At 34.4% G+C, this 25,285-nt stretch carries 35 protein-coding genes, 2 tRNA genes, 1 pseudogene and 1 other annotated feature; of the genes and pseudogenes, 7 read left to right on the top strand and 31 right to left on the bottom strand.

Annotated features, from left to right (window positions below):
* Position 1 precedes the first annotated feature (1 nt).
* The 17 genes from IGM09_RS03625 to IGM09_RS03545 form a co-directional block, all read right to left on the bottom strand.
* On the bottom strand, positions 2–361 hold the full coding sequence (locus tag IGM09_RS03625; RefSeq protein WP_010708335.1) for a P27 family phage terminase small subunit: 360 nt from the start codon (positions 359–361) through the stop codon (positions 2–4).
* Between the two features lie 190 nt (positions 362–551).
* The gene (locus IGM09_RS03620) at positions 552–878 is read right to left on the bottom strand and encodes a hypothetical protein (RefSeq protein ID WP_010708334.1); all 327 of its coding nucleotides are present in this window, start codon (positions 876–878) and stop codon (positions 552–554) included.
* Between the two features lie 320 nt (positions 879–1,198).
* Positions 1,199–1,429, bottom strand: a complete 231-nt coding sequence (locus IGM09_RS03615) for a hypothetical protein (protein ID WP_113826107.1) — start codon at positions 1,427–1,429, stop codon at positions 1,199–1,201.
* A 715-nt stretch (positions 1,430–2,144) separates the two neighbouring features.
* Positions 2,145–2,213: transfer RNA gene (locus tag IGM09_RS03610), tRNA-Lys, on the bottom strand.
* A gap of 55 nt (positions 2,214–2,268) precedes the next feature.
* Positions 2,269–2,853 (bottom strand): hypothetical protein, encoded by a 585-nt coding sequence (locus IGM09_RS03605; RefSeq protein ID WP_113826106.1) that lies wholly within the window; start codon positions 2,851–2,853, stop codon positions 2,269–2,271.
* A 23-nt stretch (positions 2,854–2,876) separates the two neighbouring features.
* Positions 2,877–3,791, bottom strand: coding sequence for a Kiwa anti-phage protein KwaB-like domain-containing protein (locus tag IGM09_RS03600; protein ID WP_113826105.1), 915 nt, complete (start codon positions 3,789–3,791; stop codon positions 2,877–2,879).
* 529 nt (positions 3,792–4,320) lie between these two features.
* Positions 4,321–4,737: an ArpU family phage packaging/lysis transcriptional regulator gene (locus tag IGM09_RS03595; protein ID WP_002372045.1), complete on the bottom strand. Its 417-nt coding sequence runs from the start codon at positions 4,735–4,737 to the stop codon at positions 4,321–4,323.
* A gap of 906 nt (positions 4,738–5,643) precedes the next feature.
* Entirely contained in the window at positions 5,644–6,078 is a 435-nt protein-coding gene (locus IGM09_RS03590; RefSeq protein WP_002402491.1) for a RusA family crossover junction endodeoxyribonuclease, read from the bottom strand.
* Positions 6,079–6,086: 8 nt separating this feature from the next.
* On the bottom strand, positions 6,087–6,386 hold the full coding sequence (locus IGM09_RS03585) for a MazG-like family protein (RefSeq protein ID WP_002372047.1): 300 nt from the start codon (positions 6,384–6,386) through the stop codon (positions 6,087–6,089).
* Complete coding sequence (locus tag IGM09_RS03580; RefSeq protein WP_002368214.1) at positions 6,387–6,689, bottom strand: hypothetical protein; 303 nt, start codon at positions 6,687–6,689, stop codon at positions 6,387–6,389.
* The gene (locus IGM09_RS03575; protein WP_113826103.1) at positions 6,686–7,546 is read right to left on the bottom strand and encodes a helix-turn-helix domain-containing protein; all 861 of its coding nucleotides are present in this window, start codon (positions 7,544–7,546) and stop codon (positions 6,686–6,688) included. The genes IGM09_RS03580 and IGM09_RS03575 overlap by 4 nt, the downstream gene beginning before the upstream one ends.
* Positions 7,546–7,746 carry a hypothetical protein gene (locus IGM09_RS03570; protein ID WP_108355526.1) on the bottom strand — a complete coding sequence of 67 codons (201 nt, stop codon included), beginning with the start codon at positions 7,744–7,746 and terminating at the stop codon, positions 7,546–7,548. The genes IGM09_RS03575 and IGM09_RS03570 overlap by 1 nt, the downstream gene beginning before the upstream one ends.
* A gap of 4 nt (positions 7,747–7,750) precedes the next feature.
* Positions 7,751–8,392: a putative HNHc nuclease gene (locus tag IGM09_RS03565; RefSeq protein ID WP_002364344.1), complete on the bottom strand. Its 642-nt coding sequence runs from the start codon at positions 8,390–8,392 to the stop codon at positions 7,751–7,753.
* A gap of 4 nt (positions 8,393–8,396) precedes the next feature.
* A complete protein-coding gene (locus IGM09_RS03560) occupies positions 8,397–9,131 on the bottom strand; it encodes an ERF family protein (RefSeq protein WP_108355527.1) in 735 nt (244 codons plus the stop codon).
* A 14-nt stretch (positions 9,132–9,145) separates the two neighbouring features.
* The gene (locus IGM09_RS03555; RefSeq protein WP_240185869.1) at positions 9,146–9,442 is read right to left on the bottom strand and encodes a hypothetical protein; all 297 of its coding nucleotides are present in this window, start codon (positions 9,440–9,442) and stop codon (positions 9,146–9,148) included.
* Between the two features lie 195 nt (positions 9,443–9,637).
* Entirely contained in the window at positions 9,638–9,976 is a 339-nt protein-coding gene (locus IGM09_RS03550) for a hypothetical protein (protein WP_002402484.1), read from the bottom strand.
* Between the two features lie 36 nt (positions 9,977–10,012).
* Positions 10,013–10,222 (bottom strand): hypothetical protein, encoded by a 210-nt coding sequence (locus IGM09_RS03545; RefSeq protein ID WP_002378465.1) that lies wholly within the window; start codon positions 10,220–10,222, stop codon positions 10,013–10,015.
* 54 nt (positions 10,223–10,276) lie between these two features.
* Between IGM09_RS03545 and IGM09_RS03540 the strand changes: the two genes are divergently transcribed.
* A complete protein-coding gene (locus IGM09_RS03540; RefSeq protein WP_002357001.1) occupies positions 10,277–10,465 on the top strand; it encodes a YegP family protein in 189 nt (62 codons plus the stop codon).
* A 25-nt stretch (positions 10,466–10,490) separates the two neighbouring features.
* On the opposite strand, the gene IGM09_RS03535 is transcribed toward IGM09_RS03540, so the two are convergent.
* The 3 genes from IGM09_RS03535 to IGM09_RS03525 are packed head-to-tail and all read right to left on the bottom strand — an operon-like array spanning position 10,491 to position 11,729.
* Positions 10,491–11,216 carry an ORF6C domain-containing protein gene (locus IGM09_RS03535; protein ID WP_113826102.1) on the bottom strand — a complete coding sequence of 242 codons (726 nt, stop codon included), beginning with the start codon at positions 11,214–11,216 and terminating at the stop codon, positions 10,491–10,493.
* Positions 11,217–11,229: 13 nt separating this feature from the next.
* The gene (locus IGM09_RS03530) at positions 11,230–11,514 is read right to left on the bottom strand and encodes a hypothetical protein (protein ID WP_016619055.1); all 285 of its coding nucleotides are present in this window, start codon (positions 11,512–11,514) and stop codon (positions 11,230–11,232) included.
* Between the two features lie 29 nt (positions 11,515–11,543).
* Complete coding sequence (locus IGM09_RS03525; protein ID WP_016619056.1) at positions 11,544–11,729, bottom strand: helix-turn-helix domain-containing protein; 186 nt, start codon at positions 11,727–11,729, stop codon at positions 11,544–11,546.
* Positions 11,730–12,013: 284 nt separating this feature from the next.
* Here IGM09_RS03525 and IGM09_RS03520 point away from each other — a divergent pair, with 284 nt between their 5' ends.
* From IGM09_RS03520 to IGM09_RS03505, 4 genes are all read left to right on the top strand, one after another.
* Positions 12,014–12,439 carry a helix-turn-helix domain-containing protein gene (locus tag IGM09_RS03520; RefSeq protein WP_016619057.1) on the top strand — a complete coding sequence of 142 codons (426 nt, stop codon included), beginning with the start codon at positions 12,014–12,016 and terminating at the stop codon, positions 12,437–12,439.
* Between the two features lie 20 nt (positions 12,440–12,459).
* Positions 12,460–12,888 carry an ImmA/IrrE family metallo-endopeptidase gene (locus IGM09_RS03515; protein WP_016619058.1) on the top strand — a complete coding sequence of 143 codons (429 nt, stop codon included), beginning with the start codon at positions 12,460–12,462 and terminating at the stop codon, positions 12,886–12,888.
* Between the two features lie 65 nt (positions 12,889–12,953).
* On the top strand, positions 12,954–13,523 hold the full coding sequence (locus tag IGM09_RS03510; RefSeq protein WP_002403734.1) for a DUF3221 domain-containing protein: 570 nt from the start codon (positions 12,954–12,956) through the stop codon (positions 13,521–13,523).
* 68 nt (positions 13,524–13,591) lie between these two features.
* A complete protein-coding gene (locus IGM09_RS03505; protein WP_113826101.1) occupies positions 13,592–14,746 on the top strand; it encodes a site-specific integrase in 1,155 nt (384 codons plus the stop codon).
* Positions 14,747–14,833: 87 nt separating this feature from the next.
* Here IGM09_RS03505 and rpmA read toward each other — a convergent pair whose 3' ends face one another.
* Genes rpmA through rplU form a run of 3 tightly spaced genes read right to left on the bottom strand, consistent with a single transcriptional unit; the run spans position 14,834 to position 15,819 of the window.
* Positions 14,834–15,121 carry a 50S ribosomal protein L27 gene (gene rpmA / locus IGM09_RS03500; RefSeq protein WP_002355868.1) on the bottom strand — a complete coding sequence of 96 codons (288 nt, stop codon included), beginning with the start codon at positions 15,119–15,121 and terminating at the stop codon, positions 14,834–14,836.
* 12 nt (positions 15,122–15,133) lie between these two features.
* The gene (locus tag IGM09_RS03495; RefSeq protein WP_002355867.1) at positions 15,134–15,478 is read right to left on the bottom strand and encodes a ribosomal-processing cysteine protease Prp; all 345 of its coding nucleotides are present in this window, start codon (positions 15,476–15,478) and stop codon (positions 15,134–15,136) included.
* A gap of 32 nt (positions 15,479–15,510) precedes the next feature.
* Positions 15,511–15,819 (bottom strand): 50S ribosomal protein L21, encoded by a 309-nt coding sequence (rplU, locus tag IGM09_RS03490; RefSeq protein WP_002355866.1) that lies wholly within the window; start codon positions 15,817–15,819, stop codon positions 15,511–15,513.
* Positions 15,820–15,838: 19 nt separating this feature from the next.
* Positions 15,839–15,914: a sequence feature (ribosomal protein L21 leader region), on the bottom strand.
* Positions 15,915–16,086: 172 nt separating this feature from the next.
* Here rplU and IGM09_RS03485 point away from each other — a divergent pair.
* Positions 16,087–16,160 (top strand) — tRNA-Arg (locus IGM09_RS03485).
* 87 nt (positions 16,161–16,247) lie between these two features.
* Here the strand turns inward: IGM09_RS03485 and IGM09_RS03480 are convergent.
* From IGM09_RS03480 to IGM09_RS03455, 6 genes and pseudogenes are all read right to left on the bottom strand, one after another.
* Positions 16,248–18,140: a TPM domain-containing protein gene (locus IGM09_RS03480; RefSeq protein ID WP_002419353.1), complete on the bottom strand. Its 1,893-nt coding sequence runs from the start codon at positions 18,138–18,140 to the stop codon at positions 16,248–16,250.
* Between the two features lie 241 nt (positions 18,141–18,381).
* Complete coding sequence (locus IGM09_RS03475) at positions 18,382–18,813, bottom strand: VOC family protein (protein ID WP_025187508.1); 432 nt, start codon at positions 18,811–18,813, stop codon at positions 18,382–18,384.
* Between the two features lie 144 nt (positions 18,814–18,957).
* Positions 18,958–19,158 (bottom strand): annotated as a pseudogene (locus IGM09_RS03470) (MerR family transcriptional regulator); the annotation flags it as partial.
* Between the two features lie 268 nt (positions 19,159–19,426).
* Positions 19,427–19,768, bottom strand: a complete 342-nt coding sequence (locus tag IGM09_RS03465; protein WP_033624874.1) for a nucleotide pyrophosphohydrolase — start codon at positions 19,766–19,768, stop codon at positions 19,427–19,429.
* On the bottom strand, positions 19,761–20,060 hold the full coding sequence (locus tag IGM09_RS03460) for a hypothetical protein (protein WP_010816380.1): 300 nt from the start codon (positions 20,058–20,060) through the stop codon (positions 19,761–19,763). The genes IGM09_RS03465 and IGM09_RS03460 overlap by 8 nt, the downstream gene beginning before the upstream one ends.
* Entirely contained in the window at positions 20,041–21,003 is a 963-nt protein-coding gene (locus IGM09_RS03455) for a helix-turn-helix domain-containing protein (protein WP_033624873.1), read from the bottom strand. The genes IGM09_RS03460 and IGM09_RS03455 overlap by 20 nt, the downstream gene beginning before the upstream one ends.
* A gap of 126 nt (positions 21,004–21,129) precedes the next feature.
* Here IGM09_RS03455 and proC point away from each other — a divergent pair, with 126 nt between their 5' ends.
* Positions 21,130–21,945: a pyrroline-5-carboxylate reductase gene (gene proC / locus IGM09_RS03450; protein WP_033624872.1), complete on the top strand. Its 816-nt coding sequence runs from the start codon at positions 21,130–21,132 to the stop codon at positions 21,943–21,945.
* A 59-nt stretch (positions 21,946–22,004) separates the two neighbouring features.
* On the opposite strand, the gene mapP is transcribed toward proC, so the two are convergent.
* Together mapP and IGM09_RS03440 are read right to left on the bottom strand one after the other, a co-directional pair.
* Positions 22,005–22,829, bottom strand: a complete 825-nt coding sequence (mapP, locus tag IGM09_RS03445) for a maltose 6'-phosphate phosphatase (RefSeq protein WP_033624871.1) — start codon at positions 22,827–22,829, stop codon at positions 22,005–22,007.
* Between the two features lie 214 nt (positions 22,830–23,043).
* A complete protein-coding gene (locus IGM09_RS03440; RefSeq protein WP_002383378.1) occupies positions 23,044–25,212 on the bottom strand; it encodes a PTS transporter subunit IIBC in 2,169 nt (722 codons plus the stop codon).
* Between the last annotated feature and the right edge of the window lie 73 nt (positions 25,213–25,285).

The raw sequence follows: 25,285 nt of genomic DNA, 5'->3' as shown, positions 1-25,285 counted from the left end.
ATCACATCTTTTGTTGCTCTAAAAGTTTAGCAAAAGCTGATTTTTCTTTTTTCGGCACTTCTACTTCAGCTTGATAGGTTCTAGCGTTTAACATCAACCGATCTGAATACGTACCTATATCTTTTCTGAGGTTTTCTAAACTTGCTAAAATAGGTGACTTCTTCCCACCACTTTTTTCTGTTTCCAAAATAATTTCATACCCTTGTTCTTCAAATTCACGGCTTAAATAGTTATATTGATAAACCATATCTGCATAAACCTCAATAATTTGATTGTATTGTGGCTTATACGTTCCTAATTCTTTCATATACTTGATTGTACGTTTTTTAATGCTTTCTCGTTTTGGAATTTTTTTAGCCAAGTTGTCACCTCCTCAAACTAAGATATATTACTGCGAAAAAAAAGGCTTTTTTCTGCACGGTTTTGACGACTAAAAATAACGCTAAGCATTGATATTTAAACATTTTTTATTCAGGAAAAAATTTTTTCAAAATCATCTCGCTATTGGAAAAAGTTCCCATAACCGTTTTCCCTAAGCTCTTTTTCATTTTTCAAAAGGAGGGGGGCTTCAAGCGTTCACTTTTCCATTTTTCAAATTCTTTCCTTCGTTTTCTTTGCCAATACAACCCTTCTCCGATAATTTTGTTGTTTTCTCTATCGTGAAAAGTATTATGCCTTTGATGCGTTAAAGGTAATAGATTCCAATCAACATATGCTAGTTCAGGATATTCTTTTCTTGGGTAGATGTGATGGACCATTTCAGCTTTTACACTTAAACCATATCTTTTACTTTCTTGACATTCATATTGATATTGTCTCAGGATTCTATTCTTTTTCTTTATCCACTTTTTATTTCTATAGAAGTGTTCATTGTCTATCTCTTTTGATTCGCTTATTTCTGTATCAATAATGTTATGAATGAAATCATACGTAAAAGTTTCAATTGCAATATCTTCTGTTTTAAATTGTGGCAAAGCACCTAATACAGTTGGTTGTTTAGATACAGATGTATCTATTAATATTTTTTTCCCTCCTATCCCATCAGCTCTACCATGTGTAACAATTGCTTTAGGATACAGCCGTTGTATTTCTTTTGCAGTACTACAAGAAGAAGCAACTATTGTATATCTGCCATCTTCAACATAATCACGTAAGGTTTTGCTTTTCAATCTGTTCCCCTCCCCTTCCCTTATATTATTTACCTCACATACCTCTCTACATTCTCTTGTATATGCTTATCTTTCCAACTGCCATACCCACAATAAACAAGCTTACACGCATCAATTTCTTTCGGCGTGGCTTCTCTTGTCATTTCGACAATGGATGCATTTTTCTTTATCTGCACAGACATTACAACACGTACTGAATCAGTTGAACGGTTCGGCTGTGGATATTTATGTGTTAACGATACATACCAATAGCTTTTCATGTTCTCTCTCCTAATTGTTTTTATGTATATTTGTTTATTGTAAGACAAACACTTTAATTCCTGTTATACTCACTGAAAGACAGCAACTCCTTTTTGCTTCATGTAACACTTCCAGTTATTTCAAAACATAATCTGCTGTCTGGCCACTAGATATTTTATCTGGTGGTTCTTCATGTGAAAACAATCCAAATATCCGACAAAACTTGACAGCTGTGTTACACTTGTTTTAGGTAGCACTCTTTCATAATAGCTAAAGTTCATAAACTACAAGTGACACGAGATTTTCACTAACGCTACCTAGCCACTAGATCCCATTTCTAGTGGCTTTTTTTGTACAAAAAATAAGTTTTGATGTGAATAAACGCTCTTTTATTCTTTATTCTTATTTGATATAATTTTTTTAGGTAGCAACTCCTTTTTGTAAATAGCAACCAACAAAAATTTTGCACGAATGCTACCTAGCCACTAGATCCCATAGTCTAGTGGTTTTTTTATGTACGAAAAAAAGACCACTCATTTACGTTGAGTAGTCTGCTTTAATTCTTTTTTCAAACGATTTAGTTTTTTTGCATCTTCTTGCTTAATGATTTCAAATAACTTAAACATAATAATACCTCCAAACAAAAAGAGGCACTTTTAAGCTAGTGCCTCATCGTAAATGTAGCAGAAACATCTATTGACGATTCTTTTATTTAAGTAGCAAAGCTACCTATTGGCGTGACAGGAATCGAACCTGCACCATTGATTAAACAACAACCACTCTCACCAATTAAGCTACACGCTTATATTAAAAAAATTATTCATCATAAAAAGCCACCGCATAAGCGATGGCTACTAATTTATTCATTTTCTTTCAATACGTATATATCTCCCATTATATTTATCTTTTTAACTTCTACATCTCTTTTAGCAAACAATTTCAACTTTTGCTTGGATATTTTAGTGATATAAATTCCACTTTCAGCAGAAAATATATTATACCCAAACAAATTATATAATGGATTCATAAATATCTGATCGTTCTTAACATAAAAAGTACCTATAATGATAAATAACAGCAAATTAACAACTAAGCTTCTCAAACTTGTTATGTCCATGGACAACAATGGAATTATATATGTCACTATATACCCCGTAGTGTCTTCCCTAACAAATTCCGCATCTGATATACTACCAATTCTACCTTCTTTTGCACCATAAATCTTAAAAAAGATAACACATCCAAATAACGATAGAATAATCATAACTATTAAGCCAATCCAAAACAATGTAATAATTTTATTTGAAAAATTAAATTGTTCAAATACCGTTTGCCAAGAAAATTCTCCTGATTTATTTCTGAACTTGAAGTTTTGAACAATCAATAACAGATAAAGTGGTATAAAAGAAGACATATAGAATAATGTTTTCTGTATCGTCCTCATTCTCCTCACCTCTTTTCCTGTATTTAAGAAGGATCTTCACCTAATCTTTGGAGTATAAACGATTGATAATATGCATCTGATATGCAAAATAAAATCTGACTTCGCGCTTCTTTACTTCCGTTATATATGATTTGATTATTATCATTCAATTCTATTTCTAAATCAAAATGTTCAATTACCTCTGGTAAATGTCTAGTATTCTGTAAAAAACCTTCCAAACGACCTTCGGTATTAATGATTTTTGTCATTCTTCTTGCTGCCAGTTTATCATTTAAGCAATCATTTTTAAAGTCTTCAAAATTTACTAATACTTTTTCTTCATCTAGTTTTTTTAACGCCGTTGTCGCTCTATCTGTAAAATAATCATTAAGCTTAAAAATAGTCTGTAATGCAAAGCGATTGACTATTAGTGCCTCATTATCAAATAATAAAATATCAATATCACGATCTATTCCAAAAAAATTATCAGTCTCTATTTTTCTAAATGTATTATCTTGAAAACGACCTAAAATACCATTTCTAATTTTTTTCATTTTAGTGAAACGTCTAAAAATATAAAGAGTTTTTCCATTATATTTAAATTTAAATCTGTAATAATTTATTTTATTTAAATCTATTTCTCCCATATCGTCATTACAGTTTTCTTCAAGATCTATTTCAGCTAATACTTCATTGATGTGAGCATTTGTCAAATCTGAAACTTGTAATGAACCTTCGATTGCTATGTTAGGATTATACTCCCTTTGTTCTAAATCAAAAAAATTATTATTGAGGATTGAAGTGTAAAAGCTTTTTAATTCTTTCCTCATCTCTATGGTCAACTGTGGCGTATGACTCACTATCCCGTTTCCCATCTTTTGAATCATTTTCATTTCAACACTGTCATAATTATCTGATTCAACACTTGAAATAAAATTTCTCAAATCACCTATGTTCATTTGTAACACTCCTTATATAATTATACCTACTACGATAATTAAATCAAAAAGAAGTAAGAAAAACAAGCATTTTTCTTACTTCTTTCTAATAGATATAATCATAAGGATTATACTTCTTATTATAAATACGAACTAATGTTCTGTCAAATGGATTATCACTCACAAATCTGTAGAAAAAGAGAGAGGAATCACACCCCATTTCTTTAGTTTGAGAACGTCTGATTTGTGAGTGATCATTGCAAACTACATAGCGCTATCTTGACAAGTGCTTTCGGCGTACGTCTACGTGTAAGCTTCATGCCAAGTTTATTGCAATATTTGCTACCTAGACTAAACGAGACAGAAAGAACTGGACTTTCCACATCCTTATTCTTTATTTTTTTATAGATAGCCTCAAAAGATAAGCGAAACGGAGCTAAGATAGGTAATGCATGCCTTACCCTCGTCTCCTTATCTTTCGACACTACCATAATAACACCTAAATATTGATAAAAACCGCCAACTTTCCGCCAAAAAACCGCCAAAAATTTTATTTATATGCAATTATTTTTCCATTTCGATACGCTTCGGCAAATTCAATTAAAGCCTCTGATTTCATTCGTTGAATACTTCTTTCGGAATATCCAACTTCCCTAGCTATCTTGTAATTAGAGTAATGATCCTGCACACAGAAACTATAATGCAAAATTTGTCTGCTAGTTAGGCTCAATGCCATAAGCGCAGATAAAATTGCGTCTCTTTCTGCTTCTGCATCTGCTAATTGTACTAGCGCATCTTCTGCTTTATTCCCGTGACTTTGGCTTTTAGGCATATCTGTAATAATTGGTGATTTTAAATCTATCAAAGAGCGACCAGCTATTCGCTCTAAACGTCTAAAGTTCTTCAACACATTTCTGGCATTCGCTTTTGTTTGTCGAAAATCTACTTCTCTTAGCAATTTAATCAAGTGAAATCGCTCCTTTTGTGGTATAATAATTTATAATAAACATATCATCATTTAAGAGTTGCTTAGCGGAAACTAAGTAGCTTTTTTTATTTATCCAAATATATATAAGTAATGCTTATCCTTTGCTCTTCAGCGACTCTATATGATATAAATTATACTAAGAATACTATTCCAATAGCTATTCACTTCTCAGCCAGTCGGCGGAAACCGACTGGCTATTTATTTATCAAAATATTCATCACTCATACATGTTTGTAGTCAACAAATTATTGGTTGACTATAAAGAAAACAATAATAATTCTACAGTATTTTACAATCTTCCATTCGTCATCTTTCACATCATCTTTATTCATTTGATATTTTCCATCTAATAAATATTTTTGGCATAGAAAGTATTTTCAAATCTATTTTTCAATGGTATAATCACTTTAACTTTCTTGGGGATTTTATTTATGAAATAAATTTCCTCCTTTTCTACATTAACTTCTGGTAAACAGTTAATAGTAGTACACGTCTCTACAAGAGATTTATTGTCGATTTTTAATCGGCTATTTAATAGCACTTTATTTGGGGAAAGTGCTAACTCACACCTAAAGAACAACTGGCGGAAAACAGTTGTTTCTACCACATAAGTCAGCTAGTGGTCAGCTGGCTTTTTTTGTTGCCTTAAATTTCATAGTAATGTATTATTAATTGTCTCTATCTGAGATGAAAATGTATCTATAACTAGCTAGCGGAAACTAGTTAGTTTTTTTATACTATTTTTGTTGGTTTTAAAACTACTTAGCCTTTTTATATAAATGTGAACGTCGAATAATTGAATATTAAATTCTTTAAATTTAATCATCTTCTTTACTCGCTTTCTAACCGAATAATTCTCTTTGATCTGTTTACCCGTTTTACCCACTACACTTGTTCCTCCAAACTTGTAATTTCTAGTTCTGTTCGTGGTCGCATACTGTACAACTTTTGGCAAACCATCACAGCAATTTGACCATCGTTTTTATATAAAATACCTTCGGCAGCATCAGTGACTGCTTTGAAATAGTTGTCCAAGTCAGGTTTCTTATCGCAATATTTTCGCTCTAATTCCACTTCTAAGCGTTTCTGTTTATTACTTAAGGCAGATTTAGGCGGATGGATGTAAAACGTCACATGTGCGGAAATTGGCCCTTTTTCAATCAACTTTGCTCTTGATTTACGAAAATAATTCTTTACTTGATTTTTGTATTCTTTCATCGCTCGATCTTCGTAAGTTTGAACATAATTTCCACGCCTTGCAAATCTCGGGCGACTTTGTGGCTTGGGCTCAATCGGTAGAATAATTCGCATCTCTTCCACCTCGAACCTTACAAATCGGCTTCTTTGACGAATACTCCGTTTACCATTTTTCCTTGGCGGTTTTTAATTTCGCTATATGCTTGATTTAAGCATTCGTATAAATCCATGTTATTTTGCATAGCGAGAATAATTAACGTCACAACCATATCCCCGATACCATCTCTTAAGTCGTTTTCGTTGTTTCTTGCCAATGCAGCGCCAACTTCTCCGACTTCCTCAATCACTTTTAGCATTTGCTTTTCAGGTTCCGCTTTATCTAAACGCTTTTCTTTTGCCCATTCTTCCACTAATTTAACTAATTCATTCATCTAAAATTCCTCCCCGAAATCTAATTCACGTTTTAGCTTGCTGTGAATCGATTCTAGCTCTTTTTTGTATTCTTTGACTGTTTGTATTGTTTTACCACTAGAAAGCACATAATCGCGTTCTATTGCGACGAGAGCCTTACTTAAATTGCCATAATAACCAATCAAAGCGAGTGATTCTTTTTGTGTACCGTCTTTATCAGTCAAAATGGTTAACTCTCCGTGTTCGTTTCGTCTCGCTTTATTTACGATTACTTGCTTATCATCACTAGTAATTCGATAATCAAGTACTCTCATTTCAATCATGACTTGCCCTCCAAAAATTCTTTTATTTGCCTATCAAGTTCAGCTTGCTTTTCTGGTGATAGTTTTTCCTCTTCTTGTTTTGGTTCATTTACCCAATCTGGTAATTGCTCTTGTCTAACTGGAGGATTCGTATATCTTGCTTGCGTTGTCGTTTCAGACAAGTCGTATTCATCGTTAAAACGTTCATCACGTATCCAGCGGAACAATTCTTGTGGATAATACCAGTCGTTTAATTTGATATACTTAAGATAATCTTTGTATCCTGTTTTAAACCGTTCGAAATCTTCATCTGACTTAATTTTCTTTAAGAATTGCTCTTTGGCTTTTTTCTTATTGGTTTTCTTCGGATATGTTTTCCAAACTTTTTCAAATAATTCAGACATGGTTGAACTTTGTTCAACACTATATATATTCTTTGTATTATTCTTTGTATTATTATTTAATGTATTATTCTCTGTGAAGTTTTCTTCACTAGGGGTAGTGAAATTTTCTTCATCCCCCTCCTGATGATTTTTTCCATAGGTGATGAAATTTTCTTCACTAGGGGTGTAAAATTCTGTATCAGTTGGATACGGTAAGATATAGATATGTCTCCGATCTACCATTTTGCTGTTTGGCTTATAAAAAATTTGCATTTTTATATAGTTTCTTTCTTCTAACTGTTTCAGCCATGAAATAATTGTTCGCTTGCTAACGTTATACAGATTTGCAAAATATTGATTCGTTGCCCAACAATAGCCTTTTTCATTTGCTAATGCCGTTAGCTCTCCATACAATAATTTTGCATTCCCATTTAAGTGGTTATCATAGCGAACAATCGCTGGGATAATGGCGTAATATCCTCTATGTTCATTCACTAGTTATCCTCCTCATCAACAACGACCGTATAAACATATTTATGCTTAATTTCTCCGTTAACGACTTTTTTTATTGTTTGTGCTTCAATAGCTATTCCTTTACCATTTCTTGAACCGATATAGACAAATACTAATAGTTCAAAAAATAGTTTTTGACTCGATGTTAATTGCCTGTATTTTTCAAGTAATTCCTCTACCAAACTGTTAGCCTCCGATATTCAACTTCTTACGTTCTTCAACGTTTAGTTTTACTGGTTTAATTTGATACTTGTTTAAAAAGTTCTTAGTACCTATCTGATGTTCTTCTTGATGATGTTGACGACAACCAGCGTAAAAAGTAAATGTTTCGTGATTAATCTTTTGACGATTTCGCCCCATACCGACTACCTCGATATGACAAACATCGGCATGTTTCCCACAAATACAACACTTACGGTATTTAAGGCAGTAATAAAACCATTTGTTATTTTCTAGCAAGTATTGGTATCTCTTTTCTAGTGGTACATCATTTTTCAAAATGAATTCGATTAAAAAACTAATCCATTCTGTTGCTTCATGTCGTGTAGCCTTACTATGTTCAAAATACACACCACTTTTAGCTTCGTAGTAATACTTTAAAACTTCCTCTATCCATTTGGGTTCGTCATAACTCCAACGAGCTATATCAGCTATTAAAACGTGAGAAAGTGCATTCTGTTTTTGAGACATTTGTCGATTATCTAATAGTTCAACTTTTACTAAATTGTCATCGTTGTTAGCTAGGAGTTTGAGGAAATTCGAGTTGATCTCATCCTCAAACTCAATCGCCAATTTATTTCCTTTGTGTTTTATGATTTTTCCAATCATTCAATCACTTCTTATCTTCTTGAACCTTCTGCCTAGATTCATAAAAATTTATCCACTTCGCAAGCAATTTAGAAATAACACCATAATCATAAGCACTATATTCTTCAAATGCTTTTTTAGGATTCAAATCAGAATCATTTATAGCTAACGATTTCACAGCTTCAAATTCTTGCCCTGCCAGCTCGGCTACTCTACTAATTGATGCGTTCAACATATCAATTTGCCGTTCAGTAATTGTAGTATTTTTTAGCTGTTCTTTTTGGTATTTATCAGGATCGTCATCATCTGTTGCAATATTAAAAAATTTCAATAAAAAATATTTTTCCGCATACGTTAGTGCTTTTCCTACCCCCTTTTCTCCTTCAATATCTACTCCTTGGCTATACCATGAACAAGCAACAATCTCAGAAGGATTATGAATATTAATCCATGTCATCATTAACTCTAGCTCTGTAAAATACGTTGTACGTTTTTTGGCTACAGGCTCTTTCTTTACTTTATCCGCTTTCCATACCTCATCTTGTGATTCCCGAACTTGATGAGCAACAATTTCTGGCTTCAAAATTAATCCAACTTGATTTATGACTGTATTTAATGCGGATAGTACATCGCTTGACCCCACATAGCTGTACTGCTGGCCACGTTTACTTTTTTGAATATATGGTGCTTTTTGTCTCACATACGCTAATTTTTGATAAACATTCAACTCAGAAAAATCTGTTTTGGTTGCTTCAGCCATTCAATAAGCCCTCCTTATATCTTTTTTCCTGAACTCACATATTCAATTAAATACACGTTTTCTTCGCCTAATTCTTCTATCAAATCAACGATTGTATCTTGTGTAGCAATTTTTTTACAAGTGAGTACTGGTTGTCCTGTATAAAGACATTTCATTGCAAAAGTTAGCTCAAACACACCGTCTTCATCAGCAATTTCATTTCCAAAACAATCAGTAGTGTCCACTGGATCATCTTCATAGGTTTCCTTATATAGTTTTTCAGTCGGCTCTGTTAAATATCTATCTAGTGTATTTGCTTCTCTACGATTCATTCACAAAACCTCTTTTCTGTGTTACAATTTTTCTAGTATAATTTTGTATGCGACTATTTGCTTGGCGGCGTAGTCGCTTTTTTCATCATGCAATCCCCCTGCGCTCTTTTTGTTGCGCAATGTATAATTGACTTTTTTGTTGCTTGTACCATAAATCAGCTAATCTTTTTGCTTGGTTTAACTTTTCTTTTCTAGTCATTTCAACTCACCTCGAAAAACCTTCGATAATATATCCATCAAATCGTTTGGATTATCTGTGACAAAAGTATGTGTATTTTTAGTCGTAGTTTCTGTTGCAATACCGTACATCTCCTTTAATAAACGATGTTTTGGACAATCACAATCTGATTGTTCCAGTTTTTCTTTTGTTAGTGTATATTGGCTATGTGCAGCAATGGCTACTATCGTGCCTTTTCCAACTTGAGATATTGCCATCTCTCCTTTTAAATCGATAGCTGCCAAAGATAAACCTACATCTTCTTTCTGGCATTCTTTTGCTAGTTTTTTAATTAATTTTTGAATTTTATCGTTCATTTTGATATACTCTCCTTAGTTCATTTTGTATGTGTCCTAATCGTTGGCAGACGATTGGGGCTTTTTATTTTGTCTTTTTTGAAAATGCTGATACTCCGCTTCATCCCAGTTGAAAAACCAACGGATAAAAAGAGGTACACTTATTGTTGCCAACACTGGAACTGAAAAGTGGCTTTTCAATAACACACCTAGCGCAATCATCAATAATAATGCGCCTATCAATCGTGCTTCACGTATTGCTTTCATATTTACCCTCCTATAATTTTTTTGATATAATTCAGTTGAAAGCGGGGTGTCAAAATGTTTTTTGTAATAAAGAAAGCTTCTAATAAAAAATACTATTTTGTAATTAAAACCGAAGAAAATGAAGTAATCGCATCAAGCAAGACTTATTACTATAAATCTTCTGTTTTAGAAATTATTGAATCCATCAAAAGTGATATGGATCAAAAAGCTATTATTGTTGACACTACTTTTAACTGGGGATAAGTTAAGGCTTATCCTTTTATCATTACTATCCTATTTCTTTAAACATATCTCCATTATCATTAGCCATATCAATTCTTGCTTGTAATTCTAAGTTAGGCTTCCATCTAGGAATTAGAGCTACAGCCTCTTCATATCGAACTTTTGGAATGTCTACATAAGATGCTACATCGAATAATGCTTTCAATTGTTTATAACAATTACTAAAGGCTGATTGCTTAATACTTGAATCCTGATAAGCCAATGTTTTTTTGCCACCTAATACTTTGATAACAGTTGATGAAACTAGACCTTGTATCTTTCGTTGTTGGCTTCTATTAATTGTAGTTTCTGTTTCTAGCTTATCTAAACGTTGATTTACAAGAGTCAATCCACGTTCATGTTTTAACGCAGCTTCTAATAACAATTCTGTGTTATTAATCGGTAAGTTTGATTGAGTTTTAAGCAGTTCCTCCATTTGGTTAAAAGCTTCAATGTATTTCAGTTTGAATGAATCTGCTTTTTTCCCAGTGAATCCAAATGCAATAAAAGAAAAGCCATTTCGATTCATGTAGTACAATCTTTGTTTTCTACCTCTTGAATCTTTGTATTCTCCTTCAGCAAACATGTTTTGGTAATGAGCCGAATTTTCGGCCGATTGAATTTTAGCCTCTATTGCTTCAATAACATGCTTATGTTGTTTTTCAAATACTTCAGCAACTTGTAAACTAGTTGTTACTGCTTGTTGGTTTTTCATAATTACTAGATTCTCCATCTTCTTTCCCCCTTTAAATTTCAAAAGTTTCTTTTAGAAATCTTTGTAATTCAGATCGTTCAATCCGAATATCCTGATTACTCCATTGTTGAATTTTTAAACCTTTTGAAATCCAATTATTCAATTTTTCATCGCCAATCTCTAAAATCTTTCTTACTTGCGATTTGTTAGGATATGGCGGTAATTCAATGGTTTTAGTCAATAAATTCAAACGATTTTCAATTTCTTTTAATACTATGAAAGTAATGTTATTTGCTAATTCGTTTTGAACCATTTCATCAGGAATGTTTAGCTGCATAAGTTACATCTCCTAAGCTAGTTGATTTGTTACTTTTCTATTTCTAAATTAATACCCAAAATCTCTTCAATTTGTTTTAATCTTTCAATCGGTTTACGATGTTCATTTAAAATATCTTGTAGATAAGCCATTGAAATTTTCATTCGACGTGCCAATTCTCGTTGGCTCCATTTCTTTTCAATAAGGGCAATTTGTACTTGTTGTTTTAAAGTCATTAGTAGCCACCTCCTCCTACTACTCAATTGATAATATTCAATTATTTTTGTCAAATCTATTGACAGCTAATTGACAATAGTACATAATGTAAGCATAAGAAATACAGCACACAAAAAGTGAGCTTTACTTATGTCTGGGGAGACAATTCAGTTTTTGTTTCGCTTTTTGTATGCCATAAATTACTTGCTTACAAAACATAGTATAATTGACTATTATCAATTTGTCAATGGATTATTTGTACAATTGTCAATTTCTTTGTTTTAAAGCCGAAAGGTCTGATATCATGCTATTAGATAGAGTTAAGTTATTGGCAAACGAGAAAAAAATGACCGTTGCCGAGTTAGAAAGAAAATTAAATTTTGCACAGGGAAGTATAAGTAAGTGGTCAAAACAATCTCCTTCTAGCGAAAGATTGCAAAAAGTAGCTGATTTTTTTGATGTCAGCGCAGATTATCTTTTAGGTCGTACAGATAAACGCCGATATTACGATTTAACTGAAAAAGATGAAAAAGACATCCAAAGAGAATTAGAATTGATTATCGAAAATATGAAAAATTCTGAAGCAATTGCTTTCTCTAAAGATACAGAAGAACTTTCTCCCGAAGCACGTGCTGCAATTCTTTCTTCTATTGAAGAATCTTTACGTATCGGAAAAGCTCTTGCCAAGAAGAAGTTCACTCCTAAAAAATATCGTGGTAATCAACAGTAACAAATAGGAGGAATTGTCATATGCTTTTATCAGAAGTGCCGTATGAAATTGAGAAACTAAAAAAACAATATGGGACTAATGATCCATTCAAAATAGCTGAAAAGAGAGGTATTACTATTCTATATGGCTATTTTGGTGAGGAAGTATATGGTTTTTACACCAAAAATCATCGATGTAAATTTATCCATTTAAATGCAGAATTACCTTATCAAAAAATGCTTTTTGTTTGTGGTCATGAACTGTCTCATGCTATTTTCCATCCAAATGATAATACGGCACGAATGACTGCAGACAGTTTTTCTTCTACTTCTAAAATAGAAGCTCAAGCAAATTGCGGAGCAACACACCTTTTAATAGATGGTTCACATTTAAACGAATTATGCTATCCTACTAAGTTGGATATTTTAAATTACTATGGATTACCATTAGAAATGGAAATATATTTATAAATAATAAAAATCAGTTTTGTAGATGATTTTTATATAAATATTTTTAAGAAATGAGGAATTATTAAATGAAAAAAGTTTCTTTAGTATTTTTATCATTATTACTTCTTACTGCATGTTCTGGAAACAAAGAAGAGGAAAAAAATTCTAGTAGCTCATCTACTAAAATAAGTTCTGTAAAAAAAGAAGCAACTATAAAAGAAAAACATACTAGTAGCTCGAATATTAATAATACCAATATTACAAAATTCCAGGAGTACCTTCAAACAAATCCACAAGATTTTGAAAGCTTTGTGGATCAGTATTATTCAATTACTCCAACTACAGACCAATCGAAAGTATTTTCAGAATTAATTAAAGGAAAATCTTTTACATTCACAGGTACCGTAATTGAACCTATGGGTAAAAGAGTTGCCGTTATTGCCAATAATAAATTTTCTAATGAAACATGGACTAATTCAATTTCTTCTAGCCCTTTAGCTTCTTATGTAATATTTGTAAAAGACCTAAATAATACAAAAGATTTTAAAACTGGTGATAAGGTAAAATTCACTGGAATAATGAGTTCTGCTGGTGCAAATCTTAATTCTGTTCATGCCCAATGGGATATGAATAACGGAACAATGGAAAAAATATAAAGACTAGCCTCCGGGCTTTTCTTAAAAAACAAAAAACGAACACACGTTCTCGAAAAGAGGTTTTATAAATGGCAATGATAAAACAATATCAAAAGAAAAATGGTGAAAAAGCATGGTACTTCAAAACATATCTTGGTACCGATCCGCTAACTGGAAAAAAGAAGTATACAACTAAGAGAGGATTTCGCACTCAAAAAGAGGCTAAAATTGCATTAGCAAGGTTAGAAATGGAAATTCAAAAAAATGGCATTCCCTCTTCCACTAATATAATATTCCAAGAAGTAGCATTTATGTGGCTAGAAAATTATAAAAATACCGTAAAAGAAAGTAGCTACTCTCGAACAGAAATAATCTTCAGAAAACACATACTACCTTCATTTGGAAAAATTGAAATATCAAAAATTTCAACTGCTTATTGTCAGAAAATCGTGAATACATGGCATTCCAAAGGTAGTTCAAAACAATATCCCCTTTTTATAAATTATATTAATCAAGTCTTCAAATTTGCTATTAACATAGGAGTTACCAATCAAAACCCAGTGATTAATGTAATAGTTCCTAAAAATCAAGATATTATTACATCAGAAAAGAAAATTAAATTCTATACAAAAGATCAACTTCAATTATTTTTAAAAAGTATTGAACAAAGCGAAAGTACCTACATTACAATAAGAGATTATACATTATTCAGATTATTAGCTTTTAGTGGATGTAGGATAGGGGAGTTGTTAGCTCTTACTTGGGACGATTTAAACACTAAAACTGGTGAACTACAAATCAACAAAACAATTGCTAAATCTGACCATTATTATGTATCAAATACTCCAAAAACAAAAAAATCAAACAGAACACTAATATTAGATGCAAAAACAATAACTATCTTAAAAAAATGGAAATTAGAGCAAAAAAAATATCTTCTTAAACTTGGTTATACACAACCCTCACGTATTTTCACCAATGAAGAAAATGAATTTACAATAAATCAAGCTATCACAGATAGATACAATATTTATCGTAAAAAGGCTAACTTACCAAACATTGGGCTTCACGGATTTAGACACACGCATGCATCTTTATTATACTATGCTGGTGCAGATCATAAAGAAGTTCAGGAACGATTAGGACATGCAAACATAAAAACAACTTTAGATACTTATACACATCTAACAAATGATGGAAAAGAAAAAACTACCGAAAAACTATCAAAATACATCGGCTTTTAACTAGTATGGTCAAAAGTATGGTCAAATATTTTTCAAACCAACAAAAAAAGCCCAAACCTTTGATAAACAAAGACTTGAGCTATTACACTAGTTAGCTACTGGATAAACTGATACTTGTTTTTTGTCGCGGCCTTTACGTTCGAAACGTACCACACCGTCAACTTTTGCAAATAACGTATCGTCGCCACCGATTCCAACGTTCACACCTGGATAAATTTTAGTTCCGCGTTGACGGTATAAAATTGAACCACCTGTAACTGTTTGGCCATCAGCACTTTTAGCGCCTAATCGTTTAGATTCAGAGTCACGGCCGTTTGATGTAGAACCGCCACCTTTTTTATGGGCAAATAATTGTAAATTCATAGTCAATAACATAGTCTGCACCTCCTATTTCTCAGTGATTGTTTTTATTTGAATAAATTCAGTATTTTCGTTCTCTATTGATTGTAAACCTAATAAAAGATTTTCTAATAGAATTTGGGCAATATTTTTTTGTTCCTGATTGACAGTTGTTAACATCTCGACATAAAGGTAGCCACCTTCTACATCGTCAACTTCCACAATCGGTTCAAAACCTGCTAAGGCATCAATCCCATTGACTGTGCTGATTGCTAAGGCAGAAACTGCCGCGCAAACCACATCGCTACCATAAGGACCCGCTTCAGCATGCCCGGTTAATTCGAATGAAACGATTCGGCCGGAGCCTGTTCGTTTAAAAGAACCTTTAATCATTGATAGGCCTTCTTTCCTGTCAACAAGAGAGATTAAGCGTTGATTGCTTCGATCATAACTTTTGTATATGGTTGACGGTGACCTTGTTTACGGTGAGAGTGTTTTTTAGGTTTGTATTGGAAAGTCACGACTTTCTTTTGTTTGCCGTGTTTTTCAACAGTTCCTTCAACAGTTGCGCCTGCAACAGTTGGCGCACCAACTTTTGTAGATTCGCCACCTACTAAGATAACTTCGTCAAAAACAACTTTCTCGCCAGCCTCAACGTTTAATTTTTCAACGTAGATTGCTTGACCTACTTCAACTTTCACTTGTTTACCACCAGTTTTGATAATTGCGTACATGCTATACAGCACCTCCTTCTTCTAGACTTAGACTCGCCATCCCAAGTGATGATTGCTCATGCTTAAAAACTTGTTCTGTGCGGTTGTAGCTGTGGAGACCACAATTACAACACTAACTATAATAACAGAACCAGAAAACCTCGTCAATATAAACTCTCTATTTTCTTCACTTTCTCTCTCCAAAAAAACTTCTTCTGTTATTTAAATTTCCGATTGACTTTCTAACACTACTTCCATTATAATTAGCTTTGTTGTGTTACAACTATTGTCATAGTAGCTCAGCAGGATAGAGCATCCGCCTTCTAAGCGGACGGTCGGGGGTTCGAATCCCTCCTGTGACGTAACGATAACAAAAGCGCCTCTTAGAAACCCTTGTTTCTAAGAGGCGCTTTTGTTATCCCAAGTTCATCCTAAACTAGTTTAACTTTCTACCAACTTGAAGTACCTCCACCTCCGCCAAAACTACCACCTCCGAAACTGTCACCGGAGCCATCATCAGAAGAACCCTCGTTGCTTGTAACCCACCAATCATGACGATTCACATACATACTGGTCTTTTTTAGTTGCCTGTCAGAACGTGAACTTGCTAGAAATTTAGCAATAGACACATTTCCATAAGCAAAACGCATATCATAGTATTCAGGATACGTAGTTTTAATAAATCTTATCGGATAGAAGGAGTTTGAAGCTTTTTTGTTGGTAATCTTTTTCTCTCTAATTTTTTTCCGCAATAATTTTTTTTCAATTTTATAGTGCTGGTTGTCTAAATCGTTTGCTAATTGTTTTAATGATTTTGATTTTTCTGAACTTACTTGCTGGATATCTTTTAAAAACCTACGGATCATAGAATCCAGGTGCAATCTATTTTGTAAGCCAACACCTATTGATTTTATATAACCAAATAAGAAAAAGACCGGAATCAAAAAATAGACCAGACTAACCATGGGTACTAAAGAGTCTTCGTCTTCTAAAAATGTCAGAATCTCTGTGATTAGTGTGAAAACTGTCGAAGGAAACGACTGCTCTGATAAACTAACTTGAACATAAATAATCAGAGTCACCGATACCAAAAAAGGATGTTTTAATAAAATCGAAAGAGGAAACAAAATAATTTTTAGGTAAGCAGGTATTAAGTTATCATTAATTCCACTAATCCGACACGCAGGCAGTTTCGTTTCTGGAACTTTTTCCCAATACACTTCACCTATCCAAAAACGCGGTAAGTAGATCCATGGTTGATTCACCTTCCAAAAACAAGCACACATAGAAGAGCTTCTTAAATCTTTCCACTGTGCAACATAATTATAAATAAATTTCTTTGGTGTCACCTCGCCAAATGCAAAATCCATATCATAGTATGCGGGAATTATTATCTCTTTTTTCGAATTTTCAGGATATAAAATATTTTTCTCCAAACGCGCCTTGGCAGCTTTAAATTCAACTGATTGTTCTCCTAAAACAATTGCCTTAGAGGAAATACCGCCATTATAAAACATAGCTACATCTTCCTTATAGCGATTTGCCATGTCAACTAGAGCCAAGCGGGCACTAAGTTCTTTCCCCGCATTACGTAATTCCCATAAAAAATACAACATAACAATAATAAAAACTATAATTAGCCAAGGCTTTAACGACCTTCCTATTCCTAATAAATATAACCAAATTTTCTGCAAAAAACTAATCTTAGGTAGCGAGGTCGTTTTAGACATAGTATCAGTAGTAAGTAGTTCCTTAATCCGAGTGGTGACAATATGTATTCCTGCATTAAAATCCTTTAATTTATAAAAATCTTTCACGGTACTATCTGTTATTTCATCGGTTAAACTATCTGGGATTATCTCTTCAAGCCCATAGCCTACTTCAAGTCTTGCTTGCCTGTCTTTGACAGATACTAAGTAAATCACTCCATTATTATAAAGTTTATTTCCGATACCTAATTTATTACCTATTTGATTAGTAAAGCTTTCAATCGTTTCGTTTTCAGGAACTTGCTCAACTGTGATAACCATTAGTTGTGGTTTCGTTTCCGTCTTACTAAGTTCTTGATTAATTTTTTGTACATTATTAATGACTTCTTCGTTCAAAATTTGTGCATTATCTGAAACAAAAAGATGATTTTGATTAATTTTTACTACGACATCGTCTGTTGGAGCTGAATAAGTCCTTTCAAATCGTTTTAAGAAACTCATTCCCAAATAGATCCCTATTAAAAGAACAGCTAGATAAACTAAATTCTTCATTATAATACTTTTTACTTTTGTTTTTCGATACTCCCCCACGCTCATTTGTAATTTTATCCCTACTTTATTTTTCCCATACACTGATTTTTTCTCCCTTCCACTCCTACCGAATATTCTAGCTCTGATTTTCCACAGAGCTAAATAAATTTTTTTGTATTAAAAATTTATTTTCTTAATAGTTAGTATACCGAATATAGACGTTCAAATCTTTATCTTTTTAACTAAACTTCTGTTAACACGCAAAAAAAGAACGTAACGCTTAGTTGATAAGCGTTACGTTCTTTTCAGATAACTAGTTAAACAAACACAAGAATAGTGATTTTTACAGCTCGTTTTCCAAAATCTCAATCCGCTCATCAAAACTCAACTCTTGATAGATTTGATGGAGCATCCACATGTACCCATACGGATCAACAAACAATGAATTTTTGAGCGCTCCTTCCATCATTTCAGTAATAGGCTGTACTTCTTGACAACCGTTTTCCATTGCCAGTTGATGTGTCTCTTCAATATTTTCTACTGTTATATTAAACCAGATAGTATTGGGATGTTCTTGGGTTGGTGCTTTTAACCCATATTCTTCATTGGCATCTAACATGTGAAACCTCGTGCCATAAAGTTGAAAAACCGCTTCATTCATTCCGATAGGGTATTCGGTTGCTTCCACTACCTCTATTTCAAACACCTTTTTATATAAGGCAAGCGCCTTAAGGCTATCACTAACAATAAAATCGATTTCTGTCCCTTTAATCATTTGTTTTTCCTCCTTCAAAGCTACTAACTGTTGATTAATTTTTTTAATCTTTTGCTCCTCCATTTGAATTAAATGTCGCGATTGATCTCGTTTTCTTAACAAAATAGTTTCCAAAAAAGAAGCATCCTTAAGTTTTCTCAAAGTTTCCGCCATCTCTTCAACTTTAAACCCTGAATCTCTTAACAGTAAAATTTGTTTCAATAAAGGAATTTGATGTGCACTATAATAGCGATATCCTGTTTTTTTATCAATTTCATTTGGAACAAAAATTCCTGCTTTTTCATAATGACGCAGCATCCGTGGGGAAATATCCATTAACTTGGCAAATTGCCCAATTTGATACATAGAGTCTCCTTTTCATTCAATTGATATTCTTATCATAAACCTTGACACCATGTGAAAGTCAATGAAAAAGTTTCTATATAAATACAAATTAGTTCACTTAGCAATTGCTATAACTGGATAAAATTCGAAATGCCTTAACTTACTAGCTCTAAGGATCAAGATAGACAGCGAGACTAGTTCAATTCAAAAGCTCGACTAGTATTAATTAACATAAATCCCAATTTCTTGAAACTAAACACTGTTTCCGTTCCAAAAAATCGGTCACAACTTATTTTTTTGAAGTCCTGTTTGTATCTCGTTGTGGCACTGGATATTTCACCGCATTTTTCTTCAACTTTTCTTCGATAATTTCGTCCAAATCAAACCCTAAATTATCAGCCATCATGTAGGAGTAAATGAGAACATCAGCCAATTCTTCTTTGATTCGTTCTTCTTGTTTGATGCCTTCTTCTGCTGTTTTCCATTGAAAAAGTTCTAACAATTCTGCCGCTTCTAAACAAATTGAGAGCGCCAAATCTTTTTCATTATGGTGGGGGCGCCAATTTCTTTCATCACGAAATTGATTAATTTTTTCCATTATATCCATCTGTTCCCCTGCTTTCTTATTCATTTGATGGCAACTGAAACCCATCGAACGTTTCACCATCATAGTATTTTAATAACTGTTCTGTAGACAATAATGAGGAAGTTATTTTTTCCTCTTCAACAACTGCTTGATTCTCTTCTCTATACAATAAATAAGCCTGTAAAAGCTGTTGGTAAAGTTTTTTTCGTGAAGAGGCTTCCGCTGAAAGAAACGTTAATTCTTTTAAGTGTCCGCGATAGACAGGCAAATCATCAACAAATTCGATTGGTAATTCTACTACAGTTAACTGAAATTCTTCAAAGACTTCTTCGTACATCTGTCATTCCCTCTTTCTGTCGATATTGTTTTGGGGTCATGCCCATTTCTTCTTTAAAACGTTTATAAAAAAAGGCTTTGTCTTGATAGCCGATTCGTTCAACAATCGTTTGAATCGATAAATCTGTTTGCTTCAAGTAGTTTTTCGCCAATTGGATTCGGTAGGCTAAGACAATTTCCGTAAACGTTTTGTTTGTTTTGTCTTTTAAAAAATTCGATAAGTAATTCGGATGAAAATGAAATTTAGCGGCGACTTCTGCTAAAGTGACATGCGCAATCTGTTGCTCAATATACGCTAAAATCACCTCAACACGTTGATGATTCGACAAATAATTATCTTGCATCTTTAAAGCTTCTCTAGGCAGTTGACCTAGTTCCACCACTAGCAAAACAAAGGCCGCTTTGGTCACTTTATTATTAAAATAGGCCATTTTCACAATTTGTTTCAGTAATAATAGCGAATAGACGTGAACATCCGAATTTGGCTGGCTGGCAAAAACGAAATATCGAGGAATGTTTTCAAATTCACTGCTAGCAATTTCTGTAAAAAAACGATACATGACTGGTTCTTCCGCCAGCTGATTTAAGAGCGTATCAAGAAAATAGTGCTTTTTAAAATAAAATATAATCATAGACATCCCTTGCCCCTGATAGCTAACCGAGGTGGCCTCATTGACAATCATGACTTGGCCAGCCGAAAACGAACACCTTTGTTGATCCAAATAAGCATTGCCATCTTGCTCTAAACAATAGAGCATCCGAATAAATCCTTTCGGAACGTCAATGGTTTCCGAAGATGCCAGCATAAAGCCCGCAATTTCTCGATGCGAATTTTCCTTAAATTGCGCTACTTCATTCTCAAGAGAATTGGTAGTGGTTAAATAACAATCTAAGGTCTCTAAAAACTGATAAAATGCTGCATATTGTTCTTCTTTGCTTGCCAATTAATCACCTCATAATACAACACTTTTTACTTTACTCCCTCTATTTTTTTCTTTGGCGTTTCCTTCTATACTAGATACATGGTAACACGAAAAAAGAGATTCAACAGTTTTTAGGAGGAATTTTTTATGAAAATTAGTTTTATCGGTGCTGGAAATATGGCATCCGCCATTGCCAAAGGTGCGCTAAAAAAGCAATTTATTGCCGCAGAAAACCTTTATTTTTATGATATTCAAGTCAAAAAAACCGCCGCTTTTGCACAAGAAATTGGTGCACATGCGGTTGCTTCGCCTCAAGAAGCTATTACAGTAGCTGACTTAGTTATTTTAGCGGTGAAACCGCAATTCGTTCAAGCAGCTTTACTTGAAGCGAAAGAAGCAATTTTAGACAAGCAACCGTTAATTGTTTCCATTGCAGCAGGTACGACTATTGCAGAATTGTATCAACTGTTTGAGACTACCCAACCGCTCCGTCTCGTTCGTGTGATGCCCAATATGAATGCATTGATTGGCGCAGGTGCAGCAGCTGTTTGTGGCAACGCTTTTGCATCCCCTGAAGACATCCAGACTGTTTTATCGTTGTTTCGAGCAGTTGGCCAAGCCTGGGAATTAGAGGAACAGTATTTTTCGATTTTTACTGCTATTGCAGGTAGCACTCCTGCGTATGCTTTCTTATTTATTGATTCGATTGCCCGAGCAGCCGTTAAAAATGGTATGAACAAAGAGTTAGCCTTAGAAATTGCCACACAAGCTGTACTAGGCAGCGCTCAAACTTTGGCAAATAGCACAGAGAATCCTTGGACTTTAATCGACCAAGTCAGTTCTCCTGGTGGAACCACGGTTGCTGGGATTGTCGAATTAGAAAACAATGCGTTTATTTCAACAGTCATCAAAGGGATTGAGGCCACCATCCTTCGGGATCAAGAATTAGCCAAACAAGACTGAGAAGAATAGTTACATGAGCGAATAAATAAGAAAAAGCGCTGAAAATTCAGCGCTTTTTCTTATTTTAGTTGAATGAGTAAGCCAAAATGATCACTGACTATCGGTGTTTTCCTACCATCAAAAATTACTTCATATTTTCGTACGTGCCACTGTTTTGGAACAAATGCGTAGTCAATCCGCAAGGCTGCTTCATTTTCTTCCCAGCCATCTATTTTTTTCTCTACTGTCGCTTCACCGCTTGTTTCTTCCGCTACAACAAATGCATCTTGAATCGGCAAGTAACTATTTTCCACTAATTGATAGCCAGCTGTACCAGCTGGGTTGTTTAAATCGCCTAAAATGACTAACGGTTGTTGCCCCGTCGCTAAGTATTTCTCTAATTGTAGCCATTCATAGGCAAAACCTGTACAGGGTGTTTCCCACCAAGAAAAGTGACCAGAGACAACAGTAAGCGTACCTTTTGAACTCTCTGTCTCCGCTACTAAGATTTTTCTTGTTCGATAATTCGTTGGTTCTTGGCTTTCTGAAATAAGGAGAGCTTCACTAGTCAACGGACATTTCGAAAGTAGTGCGTTCCCTTCTTCATAAATAGCATAACCAATGTGGCTCATTTCCCAACTCCAATAATAGTGTTGGCCTTTTTCAGCTAGATATTGAACGATTAGATATGCAAAATTATCTTCATGGACCGGTGTTTGGGTCGCTACGGGACAAAAAGTAGTTAACTGTTCTAACGGCACTTTCTTGGAAGCGACTTTCTGATTCACTTCTTGTAAGGCAATTATTTCACTTTCAGAAGATAAAATCACCTTGGCAATCTCCTCTAATTTTTTTAATGGTTCTTCTTCTAACCAGCTATGAGTATTGATTGTTAAAAGATTCATCTTTTCACCTTCTCTTACATGTGATTAGGTCTGTGAGTGGGACAAAAATCACTTTGGATTTTTGCTTCACGCGCAAAACCTGATAAACGGCGGGAACAGAACCAACTCCTTCGGAAATAAGCCGAAATTATCCAAAAATTAAAAAGCAATTTCCGGAAATTCCTTCTTATTTCTCGGAGTTAAACGGTTCTGTCCCGACCTCATACCTAATCATTTAAATTTCAATCTGTCCGATCACAGTTCCCGCAGTGGCGGTTCCTAGTTGATTAATAACTACTTGTTCCACTTTGTCGCTGTTTGTAAAAGCGACAATAATCGTTGTTTCTTTGCCAGCTTGTTCAATCACATCCAAGTTCATTTTAGCTAGTTTCGTCCCAGCTTTCAATGATTGTCCTTCTTTAACAAAAGATTCAAAAGCAGGTGTTGCCATTTCGACTGTATCAATCCCCATATGGACAAGTACTTCAATACCTTCTTCTGTTTGTAGCCCAATCGCATGTTTGCTTGGGAAAACACTTAGAACTTTCCCCGAAATTGGTGCCACCACTTCTCCTTCTAGAGGCTTAACCGCAAATCCATCCCCCATCATTTTTTGTGAAAAGACAGGATCATTGACTTGCGCCATTGGAATAACTTCCCCTGTCGCCACAGCCACGAAATCTTTTTTCTTGCCTAAGAAATTCGTTGTTGGCACTCCTGTTGTACTTTCTGCTATAACTGGTTCTGGAATGTCAACGCCGGAAGCTAGTAAATCTTCAATATCGGATTTTAAAACATCGGCTTTTGGTCCATAAACGGCTTGAACGCCATTATCTTTCACAATCAAGCCCATTGCACCTGCCCGTTTCCACGCCTCTTCCGAACCGACTTTTTCTCGATCCTTTACACTGACACGTAAGCGTGTCATACACGCATCAACTTCTTTGATATTTTGTTTACCGCCAAGTAAGTAGACAATTTGCGCGATTTGCTGATCGACGACGCCTGAACCAGCCGCGCCAGATGCGATTTCTTCGCCGTTATCATTGTCATAGTTTCCATTTCTTCCAGGTGTTGCGTAATTAAATTTTTTAATTAAGAAATTCGCTAAGAAATAAGTGACAACACCAAAAATGATGACCATTAAAACAAAATTGATTAAATCGCCACCTAAACCAGCTTTTATTGCTAGCGGTGTTCTTGTTAACAATTCAATATTTCCAAACGAATGCACACGCAATGGTAAAATATCAGCCATTGCAAAAGCAGCACCTTGGATTACGGCATAAATCACATAAAGCGGCACTGCAGCAAACATAAACATGAATTCTAACGGCTCTGTCACACCAGTTAAGAAAACAGCTAAGGCAGCAGAAAAATACATTGATTTATATTTAGCTTTTTTATCTGCATCGACATTACGATACATCGCCAAAGCCATCCCCATTAAAATCCCTGAAGAACCAATCATTTGGCCTACTTTGAATCGAGCTGGTGTCCAATTTTCTAAGACAAACTGATACTTGCTCATATCACCAGCGCCTTTAAGATTCACTAAGTCTGTTGCCCAAGCCAACCATAAAGGATCTTGACCAAAAACTTGGGTTCCAGCTTGTGCGCCAGATAAAATTTCATACGTTCCACCTAATTGTGTATAGTTGATTGGAATCGTCAACATATGATGTAACCCAAAAGGTAATAACAAACGTTCCAACGTTCCATATAAGAATGGCGCTAAAATAGGTGCACTATCTTGAGATTGCGCAATCCATAACCCAAAATTATTAATTCCCGCTTGAATATTTGGCCAAATAAGTGCTAATGCAATTGAGACAATTGTAGACCACAAAATAACGACAAATGGGACAAACCGTTTACCATTAAAAAATGATAGCGCATCTGGTAATTTCCGATAATTGTAATACTTGTTGTAAGCCATCGCACCGACAAAACCAGCAATAATCCCTACAAAAACACCCATATTTAATGCCGGAGCTTCTAAGACACTTGTAAAGAATCCCTTCACCATAATCTTGGTGCCAAATAAGGTATGCGTGAAAGCTTGTTCATCTGCCAACATTTCATTTGTTACACCAAAAATGGCTCCAGTAATACGATTGATTAAAACAAAAGAAATCCCCGCTGCAAATGCGCCACCTGCACGATCTTTGGCCCAACTGCCACCTATTGCTAACGCAAATAGTAAATGTAAGTTGCCAATAATTGCCCAACCGATACTCTCCAGAACTCCGCCTGTTGTTACTAACAAACCTAAATTAGGATCGATTAAGGGAAGCGATTTCCCAATACTAATCATTAAACCCGCTGCGGGCATTACTGCCACAACGACCATTAAAGCTTTCCCGAATTTTTGCCAAAACTCAAAACTAAACATTTTTTTCATTCCTGCCACTCCTTACGCAATCGGTTTCGTTATGTTGCCATTATATACTCCTGTTTCCTTTTTGTAAATGCTT

Origin of the sequence: Enterococcus sp. DIV0167, from assembly GCF_050541555.1 — a bacterium.
Taxonomy (GTDB): Bacteria; Bacillota; Bacilli; order Lactobacillales; family Enterococcaceae; genus Enterococcus; species Enterococcus faecalis.
This window is presented reverse-complemented; position numbering and strand designations above follow the sequence as displayed.